The following is a 21,223-nucleotide window of genomic DNA, read 5'->3' as shown; positions in this document are numbered from 1 at the left end:
GTTGTTGCAGCTCCTTGCCGTAGCACCACTACGGCGCGTCGCCGCGCCTAGGCAGTCAACGCTTGGCGACCTCTCGCACTCGCAGATTCAGTGGGAACAGGCCCGAAGCTGACCGGTTCGGAGAAGACAGGAAGCGCCTGCCGCAGTGATGCGGCGGGCGTTTTCTTTTTGCGTGGCGGATCTGGCGGACGGGTTTTCAGCCAGGCATCAGCAAGGTCAGCGGCATGAGCGCCGCCCGCAATGCCTCCGGCAACGCCACCGGCCTGCGGCTGGCGCGATCCACGTACACATGCACGAAATGGCCTTGCGCAGCGGCAGTCTCTTCCCCCGCCTTGAAGATGCCGAGCTCGTAACGCACGCTGCTGCGACCCAGATGCGCCACGCGTACGCCTACTTCGATCAGGTCCGGAAAGGCGACCGAAGCGAAATAGTTGCACTGCGTTTCAATGACCAGCCCGATCACTTCTCCCCGCTCGATATCCAGCACACCCCGCTGGACCAAGTAATGGTTCACGGCGGTGTCGAACCAGCTGTAGTAGACGACATTGTTGACGTGGCCGTAGACATCGTTGTCCATCCAGCGGGTCGGGATGGCGTGAAAATGCAGGAAATCGGCGCGTTGGCCGGGTTGGGGACGGTGCTCGCTCATCGGTTCATCGGGTCAGGATTGGTCAGCTTGTGCGCCTGCACAAGAACGGCGTGCTTGCAGTAACATTGCTCCCACTTCCGCTCGCACCTGCTCATGGCGCGGCCGGGAGTGTTTCATCTTAAGCGATCACGGCCAGAGATTGGCCAGTGCCGTGCTTGCATCTGCGCAGGCCGACGCCATGTATTTTCGGTGATCGCCCTCGTTTTGCGCTCGCCGGCACTGCCGATAGCCCGATCCTCAAGACTGATAGTTAAATCCAATCAAAAGTATTGATTAAATAAAATTGATCTATTTTGCTTGGCGTTCTACTATTCATCCCATCGCTTCACTCAACCCCCCTTTAAAAGGAAATCGACAATGTCCCTGATCAACACCACTATCAAGCCGTTCAAGGCAACCGCTTACCACGATGGCAAGTTCGTCGACATCACCGAAGCCACCCTGAAGGGCAAGTGGTCCGTGTTCGTGTTCTACCCGGCCGACTTCACTTTCGTGTGCCCGACCGAGCTGGAAGATCTGGCCGACAACTACGCTGAATTCAAGAAGCTGGGCGTTGAAATCTACGGCGTGTCCACCGACACCCACTTCGCTCACAAGGCATGGCACGACACCTCGGAAGCCATCAAGAAGGTCCAGTACCCGCTGGTGGGCGACCCGACCGCGACCCTGGCACGCAATTTCGAAGTGCTGATCGAAGAAGAAGGCCTGGCACTGCGCGGCACCTTCGTGATCAATCCGGAAGGTGAAATCAAGGTCATGGAAGTGCATGACAACGGCATCGGCCGTGACGCTTCGGAACTGCTGCGCAAGGTCAAGGCCGCCCAGTACGTCGCATCGCACCCGGGTGAAGTCTGCCCCGCCAAGTGGGAAGAAGGCGCCGCCACTCTGAAGCCTTCGCTGGACCTGGTCGGCAAGATCTAAGCAACATCCCGCCGTATCGCGCCAGCCAAGCGCTGTTCTCCGGCTGGCGCTGCACTGAATATCCCGCAGTATCCGTCCTGACCCGCTCCCCCCGGGCAAGCGGCCGACCCCCACAAGGGCGAGGCCGTGGTCAGGGCGACCCTAGAATCTCTCAACGAGGAAGTAATCATCATGCTTGATGCCAATCTCAAGACCCAATTGAAGGCCTATCTGGAAAAGGTCAGCCACCCGATCGAGATCGTCGCGTCGCTCGATGATGGCGCCAAGTCCCGTGAGATGCAGGAACTCCTGCAAGACATCGTGCTGCTCTCGGACCGCATCAGCCTGGTCGAGCATCGCGGCACCAGCAAGGACGCGCGTACCCCGTCCTTCAAACTGAACCGCCCCGGGACCCACATCAGCGTCGAATTCGCCGCGATCCCCATGGGCCACGAATTTACCTCCCTGGTGCTGGCCCTGCTGCAAGTCGGCGGGCACCCGGTCAAGCTCGACGACAAGGTCATCGAGCAGATCAAGAACCTGGACGGCGACTATCGCTTCGAAACCTACGTCTCGCTGACCTGCCAGAACTGCCCGGAAGTCGTGCAGGCGCTCAACGTGATGTCCATCATCAATCCGCGCATCCAGTCGGTGACCATCGATGGCGCACTGTTCCAGGGAGAAGTCGAGCAGCGCCAGATCATGGCCGTGCCGACCGTCTACATGAACGGTGAAGTCTTCGGCCAGGGCCGTACCGGCGTGGAAGAGATCCTCGCCAAGCTCGACACTGGTGCCGCTGCCCGCAAGGGTGAAGAACTGAGCGCCAAGGAGCCGTACGACGTGCTCATCGTCGGCGGTGGCCCCGCCGGTGCAGCCGCTGCCATCTATGCAGCGCGCAAGGGCATCCGTACCGGCGTGGTGGCCGAGCGTTTCGGTGGGCAGGTGCTCGATACGCTGGCCATCGAGAACTTCATCTCGGTGCAGGAAACCGAAGGTCCGCAATTCGCGACCGCGCTGGAACAGCACGTGCGGGCCTATGACGTCGACATCATGAACGTGCAACGCGCTGAGGCATTGGTGCCGGGCGACAAGCTGATCGAAGTGAAGCTGGCCAATGGCGGCGTGTTGAAGGGCAAGACCGTGATCCTCTCCACCGGTGCGCGCTGGCGCAACGTCAACGTGCCGGGCGAGCAGGAATACAAGAACAAGGGCGTGGCCTATTGCCCGCACTGCGATGGTCCGCTGTTCAAGGGCAAGCGCGTGTCGGTGATCGGCGGCGGCAACTCGGGCGTGGAAGCAGCCATCGACCTGGCGGGTATCGTCGCCCATGTGACCCTGATCGAGTTCGCAGCTGAACTCAAGGCTGATGCCGTGCTGGTACGCAAGTTGAAGAGCCTGCCCAATGTGACCATCGTGACCTCGGCGCAGACCACCGAGATCACCGGCGATGGCCAGCGCGTCAACGGCATCAGCTACAAGGAGCGCGAGAGCGGCGAGATCAGGCATGTGGAACTGGAAGGCGTGTTCGTCCAGATCGGCCTGGTGCCCAACACCGAATGGCTCAAGGGAACCCTGGCCTTGTCCAAACACGGCGAGATCGAGATCGATGCCAAGGGACAGACCTCGATTCCGGGCGTCTTCGCCGCAGGCGACGTGACCACCGTGCCGTACAAGCAGATCGTCATCGCCGTGGGTGCAGGTGCGACGGCAGCCCTGTCGGCCTTCGATCACCTGATCCGTTCGTCGGCCGATGACGTGGCCCCGGCAGTGGCCAAGGAAGCCGTGGCTGCCTGAGCCAGCTCAGTCTGGAAGTCCGCAAGTTGAAACGCCACCGCTGAGACGGTGGCGTTTTTTTTTGCGCGGACGAAGCTCGCACGAGGGCATGAAAAAACGCCATCGGTTTCCCGATGGCGTTTTGCATGGTGCAACTGCCTGTGGCTCGATTACTTGAACATCAGACGCAGCGAATCCCAGGCACGACCGATGAAGCCCGCCGGGCCCACCGATTCCAGTGCGATCACCGGCAGTTCGGCCACGGTCTTGTCGTCGATGGTCACCTTCAGGGTGCCGACCTTGGCGTTTTCCGAGATCGGGGCGATCAGCGGATCATTGCGCTCCAGCTTGGTCTTGACCTTGTCGGCCGTGCCCTTGGGGATGGTGATGTAGACGTCGTTCTTGAAGCCGACCTTGATCTTGCTCTGCGAACCCTTCCACACGTCAGGCGTGTCGACGGCCTGGCCCTTGGCGTAGAGCTTGACGGCATCGAAGTTCTGGAAGCCCCAGTTGAGCAGCTTCTGGCTCTCCTGAGTGCGGACCGCGTCGGAGACGGTACCGATCACCACCGAGATCAGGCGACGCTCGCCGTTGGGCACCGGGCGATGGGCCGAGGTGATCAGCGAATAACCGGCGCTGGAAGTGTGACCGGTCTTCATGCCGTCCACCGTCGGGTCCAGCCACAGCAGACGGTTGCGGTTGGGCTGGGTGATGTTGTTGTAGGTGAACTTCTTGACCGAGTAGTAGCGCTTGTAATAGTCGGGGAAGTCGTTGATCAGGTTGCGGCACAGAATCGACAGGTCGCGCGCCGTGGTATAGGTCTCCGGGCTGGGCAGACCATGCGGGTTGCTGAAATGGGTGTTGGTCAGGCCCTGGCGCTGGGCTTCACGGTTCATCAGCTGCACAAAGGCATCTTCGGTGCCGGAGACCGCTTCGGCCACGGCCACGGCGGCATCGTTGCCCGACACCGAGATCAGGCCATAGAGCAGATTGTCGATGGAGACCGGCTTGTTGGGCTCGATGAACATCTTGGAGCTGCTCGGATCAACCTTCCAGGCATTGACCGAGACGTTGACTTCCTGCTCCAGGCTCAGGCGCTTGTCGCGCAGCGCGGCGAAGGCCAGATAGGCGGTCATCAGCTTGGTCAGCGAGGCCGGTTCCACGCGGGTGTCGGCCTCACTGGAGGCGATCACCTGGTTGGCCGAGGCATCGAGCAGCAGCCAGCTCTTGGCCGCCACGGTCGGCGGCGGCAGGCTTTGGGCGGAGGCGGTGACGGCGGAAAGGGAAAGGACGGTTGCGGCGAATGCCGCGAGAAGCTTTTTCATCGGTGCCTAAGAAAAATTGCCAGCACGGGGGGACATCGTAGCTGTTGGTTTGAAAAGAGGGTGAGGCAGGACGGATCAGTCGGGTTCAATCAGTGCGAACAGCCCGGCAAAGGCTCGCTGCTTCTGACTGGCTGGTCGCACTGAATTATAAAACGTCATGCGGCATCGTTCCCAATTGAATGAATCTTCATCCCCGAAAATCCCCTCACGATACCGGCATGGCGCCCTGGGCTCGCCTCGCGCAGCGCCGCCATGGCTTCGGGATGGACGTCGGACTTGTCGGAAACGTTCAGGCCTGAAGCTGCGCCGGGCGGCGATGCCAGCTTTCGACCACGACATTTTTGATATGTTGCAGCTTGCGGTGAAAAAAGTGATCCGAGCCCGGAATCACTACGACCGGCAGCTCCTGAGGGCGCGCCCAGTCCAGCACGGCGGACAGGGGAATGGTGTCGTCCTGCTCGCCGTGGATCAGGATGGTATTGGCCGGTGCCGGTGGCATGGGCCACTTTCCGGCCGCCGTGCCCACCAGTACCAGTCGCTCGGCGGCGCTGGCCGCATCCTGCTGCAACAGGCGCTGCTGCAATTGCGCCTGGACGAAGGTGCCGAAGGAGAATCCTCCCAGCGCCAACGGCAGCTCGGGATATTGGGTGCGCATGTGCTGCAGCAGCAGGGCCATGTCATCGGTCTCGCCGGCGCCATGGTCATGCACGCCTTCGGACTCGCCCACGCCGCGGAAATTCATGCGCACCGCTACGTAGCCCAGCGCCAGGAAGGTACGGGCCAGGGTTTGCGCGACCTTGTTGTCCATGGTGCCGCCGTAGAGCGGATGCGGATGGGCCACCAGGGCCAGGCCGACCGGCGCGGCAAATTGCTCGGGGTCCGGCAGATCAAGCGCGCATTCGAGCTGGCCGACGGCACCGGCGATCTGGAAGTGTTGGGTATGTACGTTCATGGCGTGCGGGAAAACGGATGAGGGAAGCTTGCTGCGACGGGCATGGCGGGCCGCAGCATGCTCAAAGTTTCATATCGTCAGATTTTCAGGCGATCCACGACCTTGCCGCCGACGATGTGGCTGTCGATGATCTCGTCGATGTCTTCATTGTCGACGTAGGTGTACCAGGTGCCTTGCGGGTAGATCACCACGACCGGGCCTTCCTCGCAGCGCTCCAGGCATCCGGCCTTGTTGATGCGGACCTTGCCGGGCGCGGACAGGCCCAGTTGCTTGATGCGCTTCTTGGCATGTTCCTGGGCCGCCTGCGCGCCCTTGTCGGCACAGCAGGTACGTTCGCCCGGCTGGCGCTGGTTCAGGCAGAAGAAGACGTGATGTTCGTAGAAGGGTTGCTCTTGATCGCTCATGGGATGACCTGTGGAGAGTGGCGACGGTGCCGGTGCGGGCCGGCAAAGCGTCAATGATACACCTCGCTCAAGCCGGCCTGCGGTGCACCGGATGGAGCAGGAACCAGATCGCCAGGAAGGGCCACAGCACCGAGAGGAACTGCGCGGCGCCGTCGAAGTTGAGGAATTTGCCCTGCACCCAGGTTTCCAGCGTGGAGATGTAATAGGGATTGGCCGGGACCGCATTGGTCACCATCAGGCTCAGAATCAGCGCCAGTGCGGCCACCCGACGCTGTGCCGTGGGCGGCGCCCAGGCCAGCCCGACGATCATCATGGTCCCCAGCATGATGCCACCCACAGCGCTGGGCGAGATCCACACGAAGGCGTTCTGCGGTGCGAAGAAGAGGGCGCAGGCCAGTGACTTGGTGGCGATGCAGGCCAGCAGGTACAGCGCCACCAGCCGGCGACGCGGAGCCTGACGCCGCATCAGCAGCAGCACCAGCAGGGCCGCGCCGGTCAGGCCGCAGGCGGTGACGATGACGTCGGCCAGCCAGTATTGTTCGGCACTCGGCTGCACGCTGTTGAGCCAGGTGGTGGCCAGGTCGATGGGGGTATCGAACAGATCGGAGAACAAGGCCGACAGCGGCGGCACCAGGTGGCCCAGACCGAACAGGTGATTCTGTGGAAAGATCAGCGCCAGCGGCCACAGGCCGGCCACCACCAGGCCCCGGCTGGCTTCGCTGGAGAACCAGCGGCGGCGCAGCAGCAGGAAGCGGCTCTCGTGCAGGAAATAACGGCTGCAGGCTGCTCCCAGCAGGGCGCCCAAGGCCACGCCCAGCGCGTTGGTCAACAGGTCGAGGTTGGAGGGTACACGGGTCGGCAGATAGGTCTGGACCGCCTCCATGCAGGCCGACAGGAGCGTGCCGGCCAGTATGGCCGGCCACACCGCCCACCAGGGACGCAGGTGCGGATGCAGGGCCAGTACCAGCAGCAGGCCCACCGGCACGTAACCGGCGACGTTGGTCCAGACATCGAACACGGTCCAGTAGTAGGGCAGGCGCGCGCCCAGATAATCAAAGGGCATGAGCCCCATGTCACGCCAGCCGGAGAAGGGATACCAGCTGGCATAGACGATCAGCAGCGTATAGACCAGCAGGCTCACGCGCGCGAACGAGGAGGCCGCCGGCGCACTGGCCGGGGCAGCAGGAGGCTCGCAGCGGGAGTCGGGTGGAACGGGCATGGGCCAGAGGGTAACCGATTTCGCAAGAGGTGGTCGCTGCCGGCCATCGTCTTTACCTTTGCCTTTGTCTGGCATCCGGCATCCCGCGTCAGCCCGCTCTGCCGTTACAATGCGCGCATGACACTGACTTTTCCCATGCCCGCCGAGCCTGACTCGGCGCCGCTGGTGCGTCCAGAGCGCATCGGCATGCTCCTGGCCGGTTCCGACCCCCAGGGCCAGCAACGTATCGATGTCGAAGCCGTGGCCGTGACCGGCTCCACCAATGTCGACCTGATGCAGCGCCTGTCCACCCTGCAGCGCCCGCTGCTGCTGGTGGCCGATCGCCAGAGCGCCGGTCGTGGCCGCGCGGGACGCCCCTGGCGTGCCGCGGCGGAAGATTCGCTGACCTTCTCACTGGCCTGGCGCCTGCAGCGGCCCACGCACGCGCTGCTGGGCTTGCCGCTGGCCGTCGGTGTGGCCCTGGCCGAGGCGCTGGAAGTGTTCGGTATCCGCCCGCAATTGAAATGGCCCAATGACGTCCTGCGCGATGGCGCCAAGCTGGCCGGTATCCTGATCGAGACCGCCGCCGATGGCCGCCAGGGGGCGGCCACCTGGGCCGTCATCGGCATCGGCCTGAACCTGGCGGTACCACCAGGCCTGGAAGATGAACTGCAGCGCGCGGTCGGGGCTGCGCCCGAACTGAAGAAGCCGCCGCGCGAGACCGTGCTGGCCATCATCGCCAGCGCCCTCGCCGGCGTTCTGGAGGAGTTCGAGGCGCGCGGCTTCGGGGCCTTCGTCAAGCGCTGGGAAGCCTTCCACGCCTATGCCGGGCAGGCCGTCAAGATCGTCGAGAATGGCCGCGTCCTGCAGGAAGGCACCGCGATGGGCGTGGACATGATGGGCCGCTTCCTCATCGAGACCGAGAGCGGACAGGTCGAGATCCTGGCCGGGGATGTCTCGTTGCGGCTGCAAGACGCATGATGCTGCTGGTCGATGCCGGCAATACCCGCATCAAGTGGGCGCTGGTGGCCGATGCGGACCGTGGCGCCGCCCCGCCCTTGCCGTGGCGGCAGCAAGGCGCGGTGGAGCGTGCCGGGGTCGAGGCGCTGGCGCAGGACTGGGCGGGGCTCACCGGCCTGATTGCCAGCGATGCGGACCTGCAGGTCGCCGTCTCCAATGTTGCCGGACCGGCCTTGCGGGATCGCCTGCAGGTCATCTTGTACGCCGTCTTCGGGCCGCGTGTGATCATCGAATGGTTTGCCTCCACGCCCGAGCGGGCCGGCATACGCAATGGCTACCGCCATCCCGGCCAGCTGGGCTGTGACCGCTTTGCCGCAGCCATCGGTGCGCGCTCGCTGTTTCCCGATGAGCAGTTGCTGGTAGCCACATGCGGTACGGCCACGACCATCGACGTCATCAGCGCCGAGGGCGTGTTCGAAGGCGGCATGATCCTGCCGGGCTTTGGCACCATGGCCACCTCGCTGGCGCTCAATACGGCCCAGTTGCCCCGCATCGATGGCGCGGCGCCACCCGAGCGGATGTTTGCCGACAATACGGTCGATGCCATCGTCGCCGGCTGCATCGCAGCCCAGGTCGGGGCCATCGAGCACGCGCTGGCCGAGCGCCGCCGCCGGCATCCCGGCGCAGCCTTGCGCTGCCTGCTGGCCGGTGGCGCGGGGATACTGCTGGCGCCTTACCTGGCGCTGGGCGATACGCCGCTGGAAAAGGTGGATAATCTGGTGCTCATTGGCCTCTATACGGCCATGAACCATGGACGCTGAACGCCTGTCCATGCAGGCAGACAAATCAATCAGGGCAAGGAAGACTGGGCGCGGATGAAGCTGAAACTGCTTTTTTGGCTGTTGCTGGTGGGTAACGTGGTCCTGTTCGGGCTCTCACGCGGTTATTTTGGTGCCAGCGCGACCGAACGGCGTGAACCGCAGCGCCTGACCCAACAATTGCGGCCCGAGCTGTTGAGCCTGCTGCCGGCCAATAGCGAGAAGCTGGCTTCGCAACTGCGCGCGCAAGCTGCGCCGGCGCCCGCCGCCGGTACCGATGCCGCTGCGACGGCCACGCCTGTGGCCCCCGATGCACCGACGCCGGCCGCGACAGCCGCGACGGGGGCAACGACGGCACCGACAGCATCGACAGCATCGACAGCGGCGACCCCGCAGCTTGCTGCGGTCACCCCTTCCTGTACCGAAGTCGGCAACTTCACTGCCGCCGATGCCCGCCGCTTCTCGGAACAACTGGCCAGCCTCAAGCTGGGCGACAAGGTGGTCCAGAAACTGACCCAGGACGTCACCAGCCATATGGTCTTCATCCCGCCTCAGGATGGTCGCGACGGTGCCGAGCGGCGTATTGCCGAGCTGCGGCGCCTGGGGATCGGCGATTTCTATGTCATTCCGGACAGCTTCCCCAATCCGGCGCTGCGTAACGGCGTCTCGCTGGGCATCTTCCGTACCGAAGAGGCGGCCAAGGCGTATGTCGGTCAGCTGATCTCGCGCGGCGTGCGCAGCGCGCGCATCATCGCGCGTCGTTCGGGGGCCGGCAAACAGGTGTTCCAGCTGCGTGATCTGAGCCCGGAAGCCCGCACCGCGCTGGACAATATCAAGAGCGCCTTCCCGGATCAGGAAATCCGCGCCTGCGGCGCCTGAGCGCGGCGGCGTTGTCTGGATCGCACACGTCCCGTGTTGCAGTGCGAAGCCGGGCGGCTTTCCATGTAAAATCGCGTCCCTAACCGCATCACCCCATCACCCATCACTTTTTCCTCATCGCATCGACAGGACATTGCCATGACCACCGACCTCACCCACGTAGCACCCCAGATCAAAGCCGAAATCCTGGCCGAGGCGCTGCCGTATATCCGCAAATTCCACGGCAAGACCATCGTGGTCAAGTACGGCGGCAATGCGATGACGGAAGAAAGCCTGAAGCACGGCTTCGCCCGCGACGTGATCCTGTTGAAGCTGGTGGGCATGAACCCGGTGGTGGTCCACGGCGGTGGCCCGCAGATCGATGCAGCGCTCAAGAAGATCGGCAAGCAGGGTACTTTCGTGCAGGGCATGCGCATTACCGATGAAGAAACCATGGAAGTGGTGGAGTGGGTGCTGGGCGGTGAAGTGCAGCAGGACATCGTGATGCTGATCAATCACTACGGCGGCCAGGCGGTGGGCCTGACCGGCAAGGATGGCGGCCTGATCCGCGCGCGCAAGATGCAGATGCCGGACAAGGAGCATCCCGGTGCCTTCCTGGACATCGGCTACGTGGGCGAGATCGAGGCGATCAACCCGGCGGTGGTCAAGGCGCTGCAGGATGATGCCTTCATCCCCATCATCTCGCCCATCGGGTTTGGTGACGATGGCCAGGCCTACAACATCAATGCCGATGTGGTGGCCGGCAAGATCGCCGAGATCCTGCATGCCGAAAAGCTGATCATGATGACCAACATCGCCGGCGTGCAAGACAAGGCCGGCAACCTGCTGACCGACCTGTCGGCGCGCGAGATCGACGAGATGTTTGCCGACGGCACCATCTCCGGCGGCATGCTGCCCAAGATTTCCTCGGCCCTGGATGCGGCCAAGTCGGGCGTGAACACGGTGCACATCATCGACGGCCGCATCGAACACTCGCTGCTGCTGGAAGTGCTGACCGAACAGGCTTTCGGGACCATGATCCGTTCGCACTGATCGCATCGATCGCCCTGCAGCGCAGAGGTGACGAAAAAGGGATGAGTTTGCGCTCATCCCTTTTTATTTATCCACAGCGCTTTCAATAGAGTTAATAGAGTTGTGTTACCTGCAATCCCTTCTTGGCGAGCAAGGCCGGCACGCTGTCAGGTCCGACCAGATGCAGGATACCGATGGCCGCGACCGCATGATCGTGCTCACTGAGCAGTTCGGCAATGCCTGCGGCCAGGCCCGGATTGCGTTTGCGCAGCAGCGTGTCCACCGCAAAGCGGCTGGTGAAGCTGTCATCCTGCTGCATCTCCTGCAAGGCGGCAGCAAAGCCGGCACTGTCGGCGCGACGCCAGGCGCCGACCAGGCGGTCCAGCTTGCGGGTGAGGTCGGCATCGTCCAGTTCCTGCAGGGTGTCGGCCAGGAATTGCCCCTGCTGGGCCGGGGTCAACTGGCTCAACAGACTCATCTGGCGCTCGGCGCTTTCCAGTTCCACGATCTTGCCACCATGGGCGCGCACGGTCGCGGCCAGGTGGCTGTCCACAGCCAGGTCGGTACGATAGCCATGGCGCACATATTCCTGCACCGTCAGGGCCATGGCCAGCATCCATGGGCGCATCTGCTGTACGCTCTCGGGGGATAGACCGAAACGCTGCAGCGTGGTCTCGGTGCGCTGACGCAGCGCCGGGTCGAGCTGATCCAGCAGGTGCTGTCCGGCGGGATAGAGCGCATGACGCTGCACCGCGCTCTGCATGGCAGCGGCGTTCTGCGGGTCCAGCTCCAGCGCCAGCACGGGGGTGGTGGTCAAAGCCTGTTGCAGCGTCGGTTCGAGCGGGTAGAAATCAGGGGCGCCGACGTGGATGGTGCCAAACAGCAGCAGCGTGTGGCGGCCATCCGAGACCTGGTAGAGCGCGCCGCGCGGCGGGGCGGGTGGGGAGGTCTCCGCAGGCGTGGCCGCGCGGGCAGGGCAGAGCAAGTTCAGGCAGGACAGCCAGGTCAAACTCACTATAATCAAGCGTTGCATCAATCCGGTCACTGCTGGCCTTTCTTTCCTAGCTTGCTGAAGGTGCGCCCCCGTCATGGCGGCGCGCCGGTCTTTTTATGGCGTCCAATACTACACCGCTCTGGTTGTTCGATCTCGACAACACCCTGCACAACGCCTCGCACGCGATCTTCCCCGCCATCAATACCAACATGAACCGCATCATCAAGCGCGTGCTGGACAACGATGGGCAGCCCAGCGACGAGGCGGCGGTCAATTACCTGCGGCGGCATTACTGGAAGCTCTACGGCGCTACCCTCCTGGGTCTGGTGCGCCACCATGGCCTGGGCGTGGATGAGTTTCTGCACGAAGCCCATCTCTTCGATGACCTGCCCGGCATGGTCCGTGCCGAGCGTGGCATCGGGCGCTGGCTCGCGCAGTTGCCGGGGCAGAAGATCCTGCTGACCAATGCACCGCGCCGTTATTCTCGGGAGCTGGTGCGCCATTTGGGACTGCACCGGCATTTCTCGCATCACATCTCCATCGAATCCATGCACGTGCATCGCCAGCTGCGGCCCAAGCCCTCGCGCATCATGCTGCGCAAGCTGCTGGCGCGCCACAAGGTGGCCCCGCATCGCTGCATCCTGGTGGAAGATACGGTAGATAACCTGAAGAGCGCCCGCGAGCTGGGTGTGCGCACGGCGTGGGTGACCCAGTATCTGCGCGGCAGTCAGGCCCTGCTGGGGCACATGGGCGGGCAGCGCGCGCTGAGTCGCTTGCCGGGTTTTGTCGATGTGAAGGTTCGTTCAGTGCGGCAGTTGCCGCGACGGCTGGCGGCGCTGGGGGCTGCTCGCTGACGTGAAGGGATTTGTCAAAAGTCAGTCAGCGCAATCGGCGCACCAACCCTTGATGGTCAGTTCCACTTCGTGACTCTGGAAGCCTTTGCCCAGGGTCTTGCGCAAGGCCGATTGCAGTTGCGCGGCGGTGGAGCGGTGGCGGTCGGCGTCGGGCAGGACGGTGGCCAGGAAGTCGGTGCCATCGCTGGCATCCAGGCAGAACACGCGATTGCAGCGGGTGCATTTGAAATGGCCGTGCTGGTGCTGCTTGCCTTGCGGATGGTCGTGCAGGCCGTGCTCAGGATGATCGGCGCCGGCGCTGTAGCGGAAGATGCGGTCGTCGCTGGAGATCTTGTGCGCCAGACCGGCTTCGGTCAGGCAATCGAGGGCACGGTAGAGCGTGACCCGGTCCATGTCGGCGAAGCGATCCTGGATATCTTGATGAGAGGCAGCGCTGCGGGTTTCCAGCAGGGCGCCCAGCACGTTGACGCGGGCTTGCGTCACGCGCACCCCGGCCTCGCGCAACTGTGCCTCGGCGAGCGCAGTCACCGTCGCGGCCTGGATGGCGGTGCTGGCGGGAGCGGAAACGGCGGCTTTGGCTTTCATGGTCGGCATGGTCGGTTGGGCTGGGCCAGGGGACTGGCGAAAGAAGCTAAAGAAACGAGGCGCGCGACACGCGCAAGCCTCCATTCTAGCCGATGCCGGCCCGGCGCTCGTTCGGTATCGGTCGGTGGCTATTTCCCGCCGCCTTTGCGGGCACGCGGATGGGCCTGGTCATAGACCTGGGCCAGGCGCTGGAAGTCCAGTGCGGTATAGACCTGGGTCGCGGTGATGGAGGCGTGGCCCAGCATTTCCTGCACCGCCCGCAGGTCGCCCGAACTTTGCAGGACGTGCGAGGCGAAGGAGTGGCGCAGCATGTGCGGATGCACGTCGGCAGGCATGTCCACCCCTTTGCCATGGGCCTTCAGGCGCAGCTGCGTGACTCGGGGCGACATGCGGGCGCCGCGTTCATTGATAAATAACGCATGCACATCCGTGCCGCCATCGGCCTTGACCAGAGCGGCGCGCAAGGGCAGCCAGTCGCGGATTGCCTGCAGGGCAGCCTGGCCCACCGGGACCTTGCGCTTCTTGCCGCCCTTGCCTGTGACCGTGACCTCGGCCTCGTCCAGGTCGATCCAGCCAGCGGATTCATAGCTGCCTTCGCGGAGGTCGGCCACATCGATGCCGACCAGCTCCGAGACACGCAATCCGCTCGAATAGAGCAACTCGAACATGGCCCGGTTGCAGGCGGCCAGGGTGGAATCGGGATCGCGCGCCGGATCGGCCTGCGATACCAGGCGGATGGCGTCATCGGCCGGCAGGGCCTTGGGTAGGGGTTTGCTTTTCTTGGGAGGCTTGACGCCATCGACCGGGTTGGCCGGCATCGCCTGTTGCAGCGCCAGCCAGGCGAACAGGCCACGCCATGCCGACAGCTTGCGCGAGATGGAGCGCGCATTGAGTCCGCGCGCATGCAGGCGCGCGGCGCATTTGCGGATCTGGACCTGGGTCACGCGCTGCAGCGCAGGTTCAGGGGCATCCGGAGGCGCATCCGCAGGCGCCAGCAGGGCGCGCAACTCCTGCAGGTCGCGCGCATAGCCATCCAGCGTATGCGGCGACAGCTTGCGCTGGCTGCGCAGGAAAGAAAGATACTGTGTGATCAGGGAAGAAGCCGGGGAAGTGCCGCCATCCATGCCGTGACTCCCCCTGGGTGAGAGCGCTCAGCGCAGCAGGCAGGCCAGGGCGGCGCTGCCGGTTTCGCCGATGCGGGTCAGGAAGTCGGTCCCCATGTCGGCCGTGAAGCGATTCGGATCGGGCGAGCCCAGGACCAGCAGGCCGAAGGCTTCGGGGGCCGCGCCCACGCGCAGGGGCAGCATGGCGAGCGATTTGACGGAGCTCGCATCGTCCAGCCAGGTGGCGGCTTCGAAATCCTTGTTGGGGCCGCAGAAGGGCGCAGCCAGGCCATTGGCGAAGATGCGCGCGTCCTCCGAGACTTCCTGTGTGGCCCAGTTGTCGGCGTGGGTGGGGCCCAGGTTCCACAGGCGTACCGTCACTTGCGGCACGTGGAAGATTTCCTGCAGCCGGTCCACCAGCACGCGCGGCAGGTCGGCGGCATCGCGCGTCAACAGCAGTGCGCGGCTCCATGCCTGGAACTTGCTGGTGATCTCGTCGTTTTCCTGGGCGATGCGCATCAGGTCGGCCATGCGCAGTTCCTGTACCCGGATCTTTTCGCGCAGGATTTCCATCTGGCGTTCCTGCAGCGAGACGGCACGGCCCATGACCGGGCTGGTCAGCTTGACCGTCGAAAGCAGTTCCGCATGCTCCTCGAAGAAGTGCGGGTGGTCGAGCAGGTAGTCGGCAATCAGGCTGGAATCCAGTTCGGTGGTCATCTTCGCGGGGTCTGTGTTGGGGTGCCGGCTGCGCGCGGGGAGGGTGCGCCGGAAATATCGCGAGATTATCCTCGCTATCGGACACACTGACAATCATCGGCGCCGTTCTCCGCAGAAGCACGGGGCGATCGTGCCGGATGGGAGCAAAAAGAAAGAGGCCTGCATGATTGCTCATGCAGGCCTCTTCCGGTACGACTCAGGTTCAGATCAGGTTGAAACCGATGTATTCACACCGGTCTCAGCTCCATGAATTAGAACTTGTGACGGATACCAACGGCAACAGCGGTTTGGCTGTTGTCGGCGCTGCCGATGGTGGCAGTGCCAGTTGCATCACCGAACACGCCGGTGTTGGCCATGTCCTTGGCGTGGATGTTGGCGACGAATGCGTACAGGTCGGTACGCTTGGACAGCCAGTAGTCAGCGCCCAGGCTAACTTGGGTCAGCTTGCCCTTGGAGGACGAGTTGAAGTCAGCACGGGTGTGGGTCACTGCGCCCAGCAGCTTCAGCGACGGGCTCAGGGAGTAGGCGGTACCCAGTTCATAGATATCGGCCTTGCTGGCCACGCCCAGGGTCTTCGAAGCCAGAGCGGTCGGCGAAGTGGTGTTCAGGTCTTGCTTGACGCGCGAGTAGTTACCGTACACGCGGGCCGGGCCGAACTGGTAGGAAGCCACGACGTTCAGGGCCTTCAGGGCGCTGTTGCCAGCTTGAGTGGCGCTAGCGGTCGACAGCAGGGAGGTATCCGAAGGAGTTGCACCTTGCTTGGACTGGTAGTAGTTGATGCCCAGACCCAGGGGACCATTGTCGTACTTGCCGCCGATGCCGAAGGACTGACCAGCGGTGGTCTTGCCAGCGGTTTCGCCGAAGCCGTAGATCAGGTTGCCGGTGAAGCCGCTCAGGTTGGCGGTGGTGTAGGCAATCGAGTTGTTGGTACGGGTGCCTTCCAGGCGATCCAAGTTGTGGCCGACGGCGCCAACCACGCTACCGAAGTCGTTCACGGAGGTGTAAGCGGAGATGGTGTCAGCGAAGTCGGTTTGACGGCCCAGGGTCACGGAGCCGAAGCCACCCGACAGACCGACGATCGACTTGCGGCGGAACAGGTTGGTGGTACCGGTGGTGCCATCTTGACCGTTCAGAGCGCCGTTGTCATTGTTGAAGCCGGTTTCCAGTTGGAACAGGGCCGACAGACCGCCGCCCAGATCTTCCACGCCCTTGAAGCCGATACGCGAACCTTGGATGACGCCGGAGTTCACGCCGAACTTGCTGCCGGTGCTGCCGGTGCCGGCAGTGTTGACAGCCTTGCTGGTGTAAGCGAGACCGGTATCAACGATACCGTAGATAGTAACGGAGCTTTGTGCTTGAGCAGCACCTGCGAACGCGCCGAGGACGGCCAGTGCCAGCAGAGATTTTTTCATTTGACATCCTTCTATAAAAATAGTCTTGAGGATCCGTACTTCTGGTCGGATGGTGAGACATTAAGGGTTCTCATTTGGCGTGGCCGCAGATTGGTCACGTGGAGGGCGGAATTTTGGTTGAAAGCGTCAATCCACTGGAGGAGTGTTGTTTTTTTCAAACGCTTTCCTGCCCGTCAATGCCGGACAGGCAAATTTTGGCTTGCACCTTGTCACTCATTAACGGCATGGCAGGGGAGAACTTGATCCGTCCCGTCTCGTCAATCGATCTGTTGTTAAAACGATTCATTTAGATACTTTTCGAGGGAATTTTAAAAAAATGTCGATTGTGGGTCATAATTTTGGCTTTCTGACCTGATGTGGAGGGTGGATGGCCAACCGCGAGGACCTTGCAATCATCCGCGCAGCACGTGCCGGAGAGGCAGCGGCGCAACTGACCCTGGGCAAGCGTTATCTGTTTGGCGGCAATGGTTTGCCGCAAAGTCCCGGGACTGCGTACCACTGGCTGGAGCGGGCCGCACGGCAGGGGCAGGCCGATGCCTGGATGCTCATAGCCCAACATATTCCGTATGAAGTGGTGCTCCAGCTTGCCCGGCCGCACGAAGCGGCACAGTGGTATGAACGTGCGTTCGACGATGGTTTCACCCGGGCCGGCCTGGTGCTGGCCCGACTGGTGCTGGAGCATCCGTCCGGCACGGCCGCTGCCAGCGCCGAACAGAAGGCGCATGCCCTGCGTGCGCTGGAAGTGGTGGCCGGCGAGGGCAATGCCGATGCCCAGTGGCTGCTGGCGCGCCAGGGCGAGCGCATGCCGGCCCCGGAGGCGGCAGCCGTCGCGCTCAAACCTGAACAATTGCAGCAGTGGACGCAAAAGGCCGCCGATGCCGGCATCGAGCAGGCCCAGCATGCGCTGGCTGACAGTGCCTGGCGTCAGTCTGACGCGGCCGCCTTCCAGCAGCGCGCCCAACCGCTGGCCGATGCCTTGTTGCGTCAACACGAATCCGGCATGGCCCAGCTCAATGCACCGTCCGAGGCGCTGGCCGCTGCCTTGGGCCAGCAGAACATCCTTCTGCTGCGTCGCCTGGCGCAGGTTCATCTGGAGGACAAGCGTCCCGACCTGCCGCGGGCGCAGCAATTGCTGGAACTGGCTGCGCTGGCCTGTGATCGCGATGCGCAGCTGGCCCTGGGCCTGCTGTATGGCCGGGTCGACGAATCCGGCGCGCGGCGTTTCGCCGGGCAGGGTTCGGCCAATTACAAGAAGGCGATCCGCTGGCTGACCCTGGCAGGGGAGCAGGGGATGGCTGCGGCATGGTATGTGCTCTCGCGTATTTATCTGAAGCCCGAATTTTCGCAGCGCAATCTTGCCGACGTGCAGCATTACCTGGAGCGCGCCGCCGAGATGGGCCATGTGGACGCCCAGCTGGAATGTGGCGTGGGCGCCTGGCGCAACCGGCGCGATGATCCTGCCAACGATGTACGCGCCTTGTACTGGCTGCAAAAGGCCGCCACCCAAGGCGCGCAAGAAGCCCAGGTCCTGCTGGACAAGGTGGCCGATCGCCCGCAGGCCGCCGGCTGGGCCGTACAGGCGCGCGCGCAGATGAGCCGCGAGCAGGTCAACGCCCATCCTTTCCTGGCCGCGCGCATCGAGTTGGCCATGCTGTTCGGCCTGACCCGCCCGGAAGCTCTGCTGGTCGACCTGAAACAGGCCGATTGCGGCCACTGTCTGATGATCGACATCCGCAGCCAGTACGCACGCAGCAAGCGGCGGCTCATCATGGTGGAGACCGGCGAGCAGCGCGGTGCGCTCAACCGTATCGGACGACTCTTCGAAGACATGGACTGCGGGCCTAGCGGCCCTGAAGGCAACTACCGCCAGCGGCTGTATCGCCTCAAGACCCTCTTGCCTCAGTCGCAGGAAGACGAGGAAACCGAGGCGCAGGATCTGGCTGCCTGAATCCGATGCTGCCCGGTCAACGAAAAACGGCTTGCCGCTCGGCAAGCCGTTTTCTCATGGCCGCACCCTGCGGTCGCTGCAGGATCAGAGCGAATCGGGCAGTTCGATCTCGCCTTCAAAGACGGTCACCGCCGGCCCGGTCATCATCACCGGTTCGCCCGGGCCGGCCCAGGCGATGTTGAGCACGCCGCCATGCGTCTGGACCGCCACCGGCGAATCCAGCAGGCCACGGCGCACACCCGCCACCACCGCCGCACAGGCACCGGTGCCGCAGGCCAGGGTTTCGCCCGCGCCGCGTTCGTAGACGCGCAGGTTGATGTGGTGGCGGTCCACGACCTGCATGAAGCCGGCATTGACGCGCTTGGGGAAGCGTTCATGGTGTTCGATCAGCGGGCCGTCCAGCAGCACCGGGGCGGCTTCGCTGTCTTCCACCACTTGCACGGCGTGCGGATTGCCCATCGATACCACCGAGATCCACGTCGTCTTGCCGGCCACTTCCAGTGGCCACAGCGTATCGTCGGCTTCAGTCCGGTACTGCAGGTTGCGGCTGTCGAAGGGCACGTCAGCGGGCGTGAGGATGGGGGCGCCCATGTCCACGGTAATCTGGCCATCTTCTTCCAGGCGCGGCTCAATCACGCCGGACATGGTTTCCACGCGGATGGCGCGCTTGTCGGTGAGCCCCTTTTCGGTGACGAAGCGCACGAAAGCCCGCGCACCATTGCCGCATTGCTCGACCTCGCCGCCATCAGCGTTGTAGATACGATAACGGAAATCCACACCGGCGCCTTGCGCCTTTTCCACCACCAGCATCTGGTCGGCACCGATGCCGAAGCGACGGTCGGCGATGAACTGCCACTGGGCGGGCGTGAGCGAAATGGCCTGGTTCACGGCATCAAGCACGACGAAATCGTTGCCGGCACCGTGCATCTTGGTAAATTTGATTTTCATCACATCATTATAAGTACGTGCAGCCCTTTTCAAAGGGCTGCAGGATGGCCGGTGTCAGTGCTGGCCCTTGCGGTAGAGGTCTGGTTCACCCGGCGGGCGGTTCTTGAAACGCTTGTGCGCCCAGAAATATTCAGCCGGGGCTTCCAATACGCGTTCTTCGATGAAGGCATTCATGCGCCGCGTGGCGGCCACGATATCGTCGCCCGGATAGTTTTCCCAGGCCGGATGGAAGGTGGTCTTCCAGCCGCGATAGCCGGGCAGGAAAGTCGTGATCACCGGTACCACCGAGGCCCCGGTGGCTGCGGCGATGCGGGCAGTGGCCGTCAGGGTGGCGGCGGGCACACCGAAGAAGGGGACGAATTCGGCATCACGGGTGCCGAAATCCATGTCGGGCAGCATGATGAAGGGCAGCCCTTCGCGCATGGCCCTAATGATGGGCTTGACCCCCTTCTCGCGCGCCAGCAGCGTGACTGGTCGAAAGCGCGAGCGGCCCTTTAACAGGGCCTGATCCACCACCTCGTTCTGCTGGCGGGCGTAGATGGTGCAGACCGAATAATCCGAATTGAGCACCAGCGCGATACCGGGAATTTCCAGGCAGACGAAGTGCGGACACAGCAGGATGGTGGGACCCTTGTTCAGCGTCTCGAAAGGAATGCCGGGCTCGACCTGGATGAGGCGCTTCAAGCGTGACTCTGGCGCCCACCACAGGATGCCGCGTTCCAGGGCGCTGCGGGCGTAGGCCTGGAAGTGGCGGCGGGCGATCAGGCGACGCTCCTGCTCGGTCTTCTCGGGGAAGCACAGGCGCAGGTTGATGAGCGTGATACGGCGGCGCGGTCGCATATAGAGATAGAGCAGCCAGCCCAGCGCCTCGCCCAGCCGCCCGAGGATGGGCAGCGGCAACCAGTGCAGCAGCCACATCAGCCCGATCAGGAGCCTCATTGCGCAGCTCCCGGCGGGTTGACGCCAGGGGGCGTCTTGTAGCGGTTGTAGCTCCAGATGTATTGCGCCGGGCAGCGGGCGATCAGCTTTTCCATGGCCGCGTTGATGGCGCGGGCTTGCTGTTCGGGTGTCTGGCCCAGTTCACCCTCGAAGGGCACGAAGTGGATGGCATAACCCCGTCCCCAGGACAAACGCTCGGCATAGGCCAGGATGATGGGGGCACCGCTCATCTGCTGCAGCTTGGCCGGCAGGGTCATGGTGTAGGCCGGCTTGCCGAAGAAGTCGGCCCACACGCCTTCGCCGTTCTGCGGCACCTGGTCCGGCAGCAGGCCGATGGCCTGGCCATTCTTCAAGGCCTTGAGCAGGATACGCACGCCGGACAGGTTGGCCGGCGCCAGATGCAGGTTGGCGCGGGCACGGGCACCTTCGATGAGCGGCTTGAGCGCGGCCTTGCGCGGCGGGCGGTACAGTACGCTCAGGCTGTCATGGCGCGCTACCGACTGCGCCGAAATCTCGAAACAGCCCAGGTGCGGGGTCAGGAAGACGGCGCCGGCCTTGGCATCCAGCGCTTGCTGGACCAGCTCCCAGTTGACGATGCGCGCCGTACGCAGTACCCGCTTGGGGCTCGCGCACCAGATGAAGGGCAGCTCGAACATGCCCTTGCCGGCTTCGCCGACGGATTTCCAGAGACTGCCGCGATGACCTGCCAGGGTGATGTTGTCGGTCAGGCGGCGGCGATAGGACGGCGAGAGCAGGAACACCAGCCATCCCACCCCCACGCCGAGGGCATGCAAGGCCGGTAACGGCAGGAAAGAGAGCAGGCGGAATAAAGAAACGAGCATACTTGCCGATAA

General features: G+C 63.5%; 21 protein-coding genes. 8 read left to right on the top strand and 13 right to left on the bottom strand.

The window, feature by feature from the left end; translation table 11 throughout:
• Nucleotides 1-196 precede the first annotated feature (196 nt).
• Nucleotides 197-649 (bottom strand): acyl-CoA thioesterase, encoded by a 453-nt coding sequence (locus HNO82_RS19840; protein ID WP_175344856.1) that lies wholly within the window; start codon nucleotides 647-649, stop codon nucleotides 197-199.
• Nucleotides 650-1,006: 357 nt separating this feature from the next.
• Between HNO82_RS19840 and ahpC the strand changes: the two genes are divergently transcribed.
• Nucleotides 1,007-1,570: an alkyl hydroperoxide reductase subunit C gene (gene ahpC, locus HNO82_RS19835; protein ID WP_008332872.1), complete on the top strand. Its 564-nt coding sequence runs from the start codon at nucleotides 1,007-1,009 to the stop codon at nucleotides 1,568-1,570.
• Between the two features lie 171 nt (nucleotides 1,571-1,741).
• Nucleotides 1,742-3,343, top strand: a complete 1,602-nt coding sequence (gene ahpF, locus HNO82_RS19830; RefSeq protein ID WP_175344855.1) for an alkyl hydroperoxide reductase subunit F — start codon at nucleotides 1,742-1,744, stop codon at nucleotides 3,341-3,343.
• 149 nt (nucleotides 3,344-3,492) lie between these two features.
• On the opposite strand, the gene HNO82_RS19825 is transcribed toward ahpF, so the two are convergent.
• The 4 genes from HNO82_RS19825 to HNO82_RS19810 form a co-directional block, all read right to left on the bottom strand.
• A complete protein-coding gene (locus HNO82_RS19825) occupies nucleotides 3,493-4,647 on the bottom strand; it encodes a D-alanyl-D-alanine carboxypeptidase family protein (protein WP_175344854.1) in 1,155 nt (384 codons plus the stop codon).
• A 289-nt stretch (nucleotides 4,648-4,936) separates the two neighbouring features.
• The gene (locus HNO82_RS19820) at nucleotides 4,937-5,599 is read right to left on the bottom strand and encodes an alpha/beta hydrolase (protein WP_175344853.1); all 663 of its coding nucleotides are present in this window, start codon (nucleotides 5,597-5,599) and stop codon (nucleotides 4,937-4,939) included.
• Nucleotides 5,600-5,676: 77 nt separating this feature from the next.
• Entirely contained in the window at nucleotides 5,677-6,003 is a 327-nt protein-coding gene (locus HNO82_RS19815; protein ID WP_175344852.1) for a (2Fe-2S) ferredoxin domain-containing protein, read from the bottom strand.
• Nucleotides 6,004-6,070: 67 nt separating this feature from the next.
• The gene (locus HNO82_RS19810) at nucleotides 6,071-7,222 is read right to left on the bottom strand and encodes a VanZ family protein (protein WP_175344851.1); all 1,152 of its coding nucleotides are present in this window, start codon (nucleotides 7,220-7,222) and stop codon (nucleotides 6,071-6,073) included.
• A 117-nt stretch (nucleotides 7,223-7,339) separates the two neighbouring features.
• Between HNO82_RS19810 and HNO82_RS19805 the strand changes: the two genes are divergently transcribed.
• The 4 genes from HNO82_RS19805 (at nucleotide 7,340) to argB (ending at nucleotide 10,890) form a co-directional block, all read left to right on the top strand.
• Nucleotides 7,340-8,182 (top strand): biotin--[acetyl-CoA-carboxylase] ligase, encoded by an 843-nt coding sequence (locus HNO82_RS19805; protein ID WP_175344850.1) that lies wholly within the window; start codon nucleotides 7,340-7,342, stop codon nucleotides 8,180-8,182.
• A complete protein-coding gene (locus HNO82_RS19800) occupies nucleotides 8,179-8,982 on the top strand; it encodes a type III pantothenate kinase (RefSeq protein WP_175344849.1) in 804 nt (267 codons plus the stop codon). The genes HNO82_RS19805 and HNO82_RS19800 overlap by 4 nt, the downstream gene beginning before the upstream one ends.
• A 54-nt stretch (nucleotides 8,983-9,036) precedes the next feature.
• On the top strand, nucleotides 9,037-9,858 hold the full coding sequence (locus tag HNO82_RS19795) for a BRCT domain-containing protein (RefSeq protein WP_175344848.1): 822 nt from the start codon (nucleotides 9,037-9,039) through the stop codon (nucleotides 9,856-9,858).
• A gap of 138 nt (nucleotides 9,859-9,996) precedes the next feature.
• Nucleotides 9,997-10,890 carry an acetylglutamate kinase gene (argB, locus tag HNO82_RS19790; protein WP_008332843.1) on the top strand — a complete coding sequence of 298 codons (894 nt, stop codon included), beginning with the start codon at nucleotides 9,997-9,999 and terminating at the stop codon, nucleotides 10,888-10,890.
• A gap of 91 nt (nucleotides 10,891-10,981) precedes the next feature.
• Here argB and HNO82_RS19785 read toward each other — a convergent pair whose 3' ends face one another.
• Nucleotides 10,982-11,884, bottom strand: a complete 903-nt coding sequence (locus HNO82_RS19785) for a TraB/GumN family protein (protein WP_241821256.1) — start codon at nucleotides 11,882-11,884, stop codon at nucleotides 10,982-10,984.
• 95 nt (nucleotides 11,885-11,979) lie between these two features.
• Here HNO82_RS19785 and HNO82_RS19780 point away from each other — a divergent pair, with 95 nt between their 5' ends.
• A complete protein-coding gene (locus tag HNO82_RS19780) occupies nucleotides 11,980-12,717 on the top strand; it encodes an HAD-IA family hydrolase (protein ID WP_008332836.1) in 738 nt (245 codons plus the stop codon).
• 21 nt (nucleotides 12,718-12,738) lie between these two features.
• On the opposite strand, the gene HNO82_RS19775 is transcribed toward HNO82_RS19780, so the two are convergent.
• The 4 genes from HNO82_RS19775 to HNO82_RS19760 all read right to left on the bottom strand — a co-directional run bounded on the left by HNO82_RS19775 (nucleotide 12,739) and on the right by HNO82_RS19760 (nucleotide 16,534).
• Nucleotides 12,739-13,311 carry a Fur family transcriptional regulator gene (locus HNO82_RS19775; protein ID WP_175344846.1) on the bottom strand — a complete coding sequence of 191 codons (573 nt, stop codon included), beginning with the start codon at nucleotides 13,309-13,311 and terminating at the stop codon, nucleotides 12,739-12,741.
• Between the two features lie 119 nt (nucleotides 13,312-13,430).
• Nucleotides 13,431-14,426, bottom strand: coding sequence for a tyrosine recombinase XerC (locus HNO82_RS19770; protein ID WP_175344845.1), 996 nt, complete (start codon nucleotides 14,424-14,426; stop codon nucleotides 13,431-13,433).
• Nucleotides 14,427-14,453: 27 nt separating this feature from the next.
• Nucleotides 14,454-15,122 carry a DUF484 family protein gene (locus HNO82_RS19765; RefSeq protein WP_008332829.1) on the bottom strand — a complete coding sequence of 223 codons (669 nt, stop codon included), beginning with the start codon at nucleotides 15,120-15,122 and terminating at the stop codon, nucleotides 14,454-14,456.
• Nucleotides 15,123-15,373: 251 nt separating this feature from the next.
• On the bottom strand, nucleotides 15,374-16,534 hold the full coding sequence (locus HNO82_RS19760) for a porin (RefSeq protein ID WP_175344844.1): 1,161 nt from the start codon (nucleotides 16,532-16,534) through the stop codon (nucleotides 15,374-15,376).
• 367 nt (nucleotides 16,535-16,901) lie between these two features.
• Between HNO82_RS19760 and HNO82_RS19755 the strand changes: the two genes are divergently transcribed.
• Nucleotides 16,902-18,482 (top strand): tetratricopeptide repeat protein, encoded by a 1,581-nt coding sequence (locus HNO82_RS19755; protein ID WP_175344843.1) that lies wholly within the window; start codon nucleotides 16,902-16,904, stop codon nucleotides 18,480-18,482.
• Between the two features lie 84 nt (nucleotides 18,483-18,566).
• Here HNO82_RS19755 and dapF read toward each other — a convergent pair whose 3' ends face one another.
• Genes dapF through HNO82_RS19740 form a run of 3 tightly spaced genes read right to left on the bottom strand, consistent with a single transcriptional unit; the run spans nucleotide 18,567 to nucleotide 21,211 of the window.
• Nucleotides 18,567-19,430: a diaminopimelate epimerase gene (gene dapF / locus HNO82_RS19750; protein ID WP_175344842.1), complete on the bottom strand. Its 864-nt coding sequence runs from the start codon at nucleotides 19,428-19,430 to the stop codon at nucleotides 18,567-18,569.
• A 54-nt stretch (nucleotides 19,431-19,484) separates the two neighbouring features.
• Nucleotides 19,485-20,369 carry an LpxL/LpxP family acyltransferase gene (locus HNO82_RS19745; RefSeq protein ID WP_008332822.1) on the bottom strand — a complete coding sequence of 295 codons (885 nt, stop codon included), beginning with the start codon at nucleotides 20,367-20,369 and terminating at the stop codon, nucleotides 19,485-19,487.
• The gene (locus HNO82_RS19740; protein ID WP_175344841.1) at nucleotides 20,366-21,211 is read right to left on the bottom strand and encodes a lysophospholipid acyltransferase family protein; all 846 of its coding nucleotides are present in this window, start codon (nucleotides 21,209-21,211) and stop codon (nucleotides 20,366-20,368) included. Before HNO82_RS19740 ends, HNO82_RS19745 begins: the two co-directional genes overlap by 4 nt.
• Between the last annotated feature and the right edge of the window lie 12 nt (nucleotides 21,212-21,223).

Source organism: Herbaspirillum sp. C9C3, assembly GCF_013359625.1.
In the GTDB taxonomy this organism is placed as follows: Bacteria; Pseudomonadota; Gammaproteobacteria; order Burkholderiales; family Burkholderiaceae_D; genus Herbaspirillum.
This window is presented reverse-complemented; position numbering and strand designations above follow the sequence as displayed.

Coding starts and splice junctions, on each gene's coding strand:
- HNO82_RS19840 (WP_175344856.1), bottom strand. CDS start 649: ATGAGCGAGCACCGTCCCCAACCCGGCCAACGCGCCGATTTCCTGCAT.
- ahpC (WP_008332872.1), top strand. CDS start 1,007: ATGTCCCTGATCAACACCACTATCAAGCCGTTCAAGGCAACCGCTTAC.
- ahpF (WP_175344855.1), top strand. CDS start 1,742: ATGCTTGATGCCAATCTCAAGACCCAATTGAAGGCCTATCTGGAAAAG.
- HNO82_RS19825 (WP_175344854.1), bottom strand. CDS start 4,647: ATGAAAAAGCTTCTCGCGGCATTCGCCGCAACCGTCCTTTCCCTTTCC.
- HNO82_RS19820 (WP_175344853.1), bottom strand. CDS start 5,599: ATGAACGTACATACCCAACACTTCCAGATCGCCGGTGCCGTCGGCCAG.
- HNO82_RS19815 (WP_175344852.1), bottom strand. CDS start 6,003: ATGAGCGATCAAGAGCAACCCTTCTACGAACATCACGTCTTCTTCTGC.
- HNO82_RS19810 (WP_175344851.1), bottom strand. CDS start 7,222: ATGCCCGTTCCACCCGACTCCCGCTGCGAGCCTCCTGCTGCCCCGGCC.
- HNO82_RS19805 (WP_175344850.1), top strand. CDS start 7,340: ATGACACTGACTTTTCCCATGCCCGCCGAGCCTGACTCGGCGCCGCTG.
- HNO82_RS19800 (WP_175344849.1), top strand. CDS start 8,179: ATGATGCTGCTGGTCGATGCCGGCAATACCCGCATCAAGTGGGCGCTG.
- HNO82_RS19795 (WP_175344848.1), top strand. CDS start 9,037: ATGAAGCTGAAACTGCTTTTTTGGCTGTTGCTGGTGGGTAACGTGGTC.
- argB (WP_008332843.1), top strand. CDS start 9,997: ATGACCACCGACCTCACCCACGTAGCACCCCAGATCAAAGCCGAAATC.
- HNO82_RS19780 (WP_008332836.1), top strand. CDS start 11,980: ATGGCGTCCAATACTACACCGCTCTGGTTGTTCGATCTCGACAACACC.
- HNO82_RS19775 (WP_175344846.1), bottom strand. CDS start 13,311: ATGCCGACCATGAAAGCCAAAGCCGCCGTTTCCGCTCCCGCCAGCACC.
- HNO82_RS19770 (WP_175344845.1), bottom strand. CDS start 14,426: ATGGATGGCGGCACTTCCCCGGCTTCTTCCCTGATCACACAGTATCTT.
- HNO82_RS19765 (WP_008332829.1), bottom strand. CDS start 15,122: ATGACCACCGAACTGGATTCCAGCCTGATTGCCGACTACCTGCTCGAC.
- HNO82_RS19760 (WP_175344844.1), bottom strand. CDS start 16,534: ATGAAAAAATCTCTGCTGGCACTGGCCGTCCTCGGCGCGTTCGCAGGT.
- HNO82_RS19755 (WP_175344843.1), top strand. CDS start 16,902: ATGGCCAACCGCGAGGACCTTGCAATCATCCGCGCAGCACGTGCCGGA.
- dapF (WP_175344842.1), bottom strand. CDS start 19,430: ATGAAAATCAAATTTACCAAGATGCACGGTGCCGGCAACGATTTCGTC.
- HNO82_RS19745 (WP_008332822.1), bottom strand. CDS start 20,369: ATGAGGCTCCTGATCGGGCTGATGTGGCTGCTGCACTGGTTGCCGCTG.
- HNO82_RS19740 (WP_175344841.1), bottom strand. CDS start 21,211: ATGCTCGTTTCTTTATTCCGCCTGCTCTCTTTCCTGCCGTTACCGGCC.